We start from the raw sequence: 240 nt of genomic DNA, 5'->3' as shown, positions 1-240 counted from the left end.
ATAATATTCAGGGCAGAGGCAATGGATTGCTTCAGGGCACCTTTGGATTTTTCCTTTTTCAGGCCTTCGGTCAGTTCCTGATGCACATCGTGCGGTAACTGTTCGCGAATATAGCTTGCCAGCGGGTGGGGATTGTTCTCGATAAAATGTGCAACGGCCTGAGTGTCGAGAACGTCATCAGCACGGATCAGGAAGCGGCTTTGTTTGTAATCCTCGAGGTAATCCAGCAGCCCCTGGAAG

At 50.4% G+C, this 240-nt stretch carries 1 protein-coding gene; it reads right to left on the bottom strand.

What is annotated here, in order from left to right; translation table 11 throughout:
* A partial coding sequence (locus tag Q4563_RS22245) for a hypothetical protein (RefSeq protein WP_303606089.1) occupies positions 1-240 on the bottom strand: 240 nt, incomplete at both ends.

The organism is Gilvimarinus sp. 1_MG-2023, from assembly GCF_030548285.1.
Note: the sequence above shows the minus strand (reverse complement) of the source record. Positions and strands in the feature narration are given on the sequence as shown.